2 protein-coding genes and 1 tRNA gene are annotated in these 2,542 nt (G+C 44.0%); all 3 read left to right on the top strand.

Annotated elements, in window-relative coordinates; genetic code table 11:
• On the top strand, positions 1–1,161 hold a 1,161-nt coding region (locus K6C05_RS03950), incomplete at its 5' end, for an N-acetylmuramoyl-L-alanine amidase (protein ID WP_363317159.1).
• A 27-nt stretch (positions 1,162–1,188) separates the two neighbouring features.
• On the top strand, positions 1,189–2,388 hold the full coding sequence (locus tag K6C05_RS03945; protein ID WP_296731490.1) for an SEC-C metal-binding domain-containing protein: 1,200 nt from the start codon (positions 1,189–1,191) through the stop codon (positions 2,386–2,388).
• 76 nt (positions 2,389–2,464) lie between these two features.
• Positions 2,465–2,540: transfer RNA gene (locus K6C05_RS03940), tRNA-Asn, on the top strand.
• Positions 2,541–2,542: the final 2 nt, after the last annotated feature.

The following is a 2,542-nucleotide window of genomic DNA, read 5'->3' as shown; positions in this document are numbered from 1 at the left end:
TTTTTTGCGTTGGGGAATGCAGCCAGGACAGAAGCTGCTACATTTGCCGAACGGACGGAAACAATGGCACATATCAAGGCTGTCAGGGTCAGTACCGATAAAAAGCATACAAGGATTGTAATGGATATTACCAAGGATATGGATTTTGAGACCAGTGTGCTCAGCAATCCTCAGCGTGTTGTGGTGGATATACATGGTACTTGGATCAGTTCAGATTTGAAAAAGACAATGAATGTCAATAGCAGATTTGTCAAAAGCGTAAGAATTGCCCAGCACGATCCTGATACAGTACGGGTGGTTATCGAGAGCAGTTTGGGAGAGAATAACAGGAAATTCTTTTCTCTAAAGGGCGGAGATGCCGGACATAGGCTGGTATTGGATTTTGGTGATTTTCAGTCGGGTTCCGGTGGTGCAGCAATTGATTTTGGCAAGGGTAAAAACAAGGATAACAGTACCGCTAAATCCGGTGCAGAATCCCCGGTTAATCCTGGGGACGAATCACAGGTCAAAAATGACACCCAGGGCAGTCCTGATCCCGTTAAACAGGAGGAAAAGCCTGTTGTAGAGCCTGTATTTACTCCGGGAATAAAAGGGAAGATAATAGCCATTGACCCAGGACATGGCGGCTGTGATGTAGGCGCTATTGGACCTACAGGGGTGACTGAGAAAAGTATCACCCTGCGGATATCAAAAGAGGTACAAAGATTGCTCCAGGCCGAAGGGGCTGAGGTGGTAATGACTCGCTCAAGGGATGTTGAGGTTTCAGCAAAAAGAGAAGCTGCAACTGATGTGGAGGAGCTTCAGGCCAGATGTGATATAGCAAATAACAGTAATGCCGATATATTTGTTTCAATCCATATGGATTCCTTTACCAACAGTACCCCTAGCGGTACCACGGGATATTATTATGGGAAAGGCACAAAAGCGTCACGTAGGCTGGCCCAGGATGTTTCAGACAATGTTACTGCCATGCTGTCTACAGGACACAGAGGTGTAAAAAGCTGTAATTTCTATGTGGTTAAACATACGACCATGCCGGCAATTCTGCTGGAGGTGGCATTCATTTCCAATGAGCGTGAGGAGCGTCTGATGAATTCTGAGGCTGGTATTAAAAAGGCCGCTGAAGGCATTGTTAAAGGAATAATTAAATTTTTTGGCTGATATGATATATAGTGAGGTTGATTGGTTTTGACTGATATAAAGGATAATTCTGAAAATAAAGAGATTATGTTTTCTGATGAGGAATATAATAAAATGGTGGCAGAGCAGAAGGCTGACCGCATGAAAAGTCTTCGCCGTCACAAGCTTCCTGCCAAACTAACTTTGACTGAAGCGCTTAATGCGCTTACCAAGAGTGAGCTGGAGGACATTCAGTATAATCTTAATTTACCGGTGGCAACAAATATCAATAAAGTAAAAAAAGCTGAAATGGTTGAGGCTGTACTGCCTGAGGTAATCAATTTTTCTCGCCGTTGGTTTGTAAGTGTCCTGGAGGATCAAAAGGAATTATTTGATTATGCCTGCAAGCAGCAGGGGATGGCCGGGGAATTGCAGCTGGAGGATCATCGCCTTGATTATTTACGCGGTATAGGGATTATGTATTGTGGCTTATCAGATGGTAAATTGCTCTGGTATATGCCAAAAGAGCTGCAGAAGGAATATGAAAAAATAAATAATGCAGCCTTCCAACAGGCAGTTACCCTGAATTCTGAGGTAATGCGACTGGCCGCAGGCTTGGTGTTTTACTATGGTGTAATGGATTATGATCGCTTATACGCCAAAATTTGTGATTATATTGATGATGAACTGGAGTTTTCTGATTTTATAGGAATTATTTTTAATGGTGGCTGCTGGTACAACAATGTCGTTGTCGGGAAGCATGAGCTGAGGTATTTTGAGCTTATAAACATGGAAGCCCTGCAACAGGAACAGATGAACAGACCACAGCTGGATTATGCCGATATCCCGTATGACAAGGTGTGGGATGCCGGGCAGGAAGCTTATATTGAGTCCACAGGTGCATACAGGGCTTTGGCTCAGTTTATGATGGATAAGTGCGATATCGATGTTCTTCAGGCGGCAGAGGCTGTGCGTTCCATTACGGTTATAATTCAGAATGGTTATGGCATGAAGGAGATTGTAGGCTTCCTCAGGGAGAAAAAGCTTGTTCTCCCTACAGTGGAGGATACTCAGGAGCTGTATGGACTGATTGGTCGTTATAACAACACCTTGCCTTTGTGGGTCCTGAAAGGGCATACCCCGGATGAGGTCCAAAGCACACCTCAGCCTGCTGTGGTCCGTGCCGGGAAAAAGGTGGGAAGAAATGATCCTTGCCCTTGCGGCAGTGGAAAGAAATATAAGAATTGCTGCCTTGATAAAAATTATTGATTTACGTAAAAAATTGCTTGCATTATATATTGTAATGAAGTAAAATACTATTTGTCGGCGAAAAGTGACAGAGTATTCCTCGATAGTTCAGTCGGTAGAACGACGGACTGTTAATCCGTATGTCGCAGGTTCGAGTCCTGCTCGAGGAGCCAAT

Source organism: Anaerovibrio sp. (assembly GCF_024697385.1).
In the GTDB taxonomy this organism is placed as follows: domain Bacteria; phylum Bacillota; class Negativicutes; order Selenomonadales; family Selenomonadaceae; genus Anaerovibrio.
This window is presented reverse-complemented; position numbering and strand designations above follow the sequence as displayed.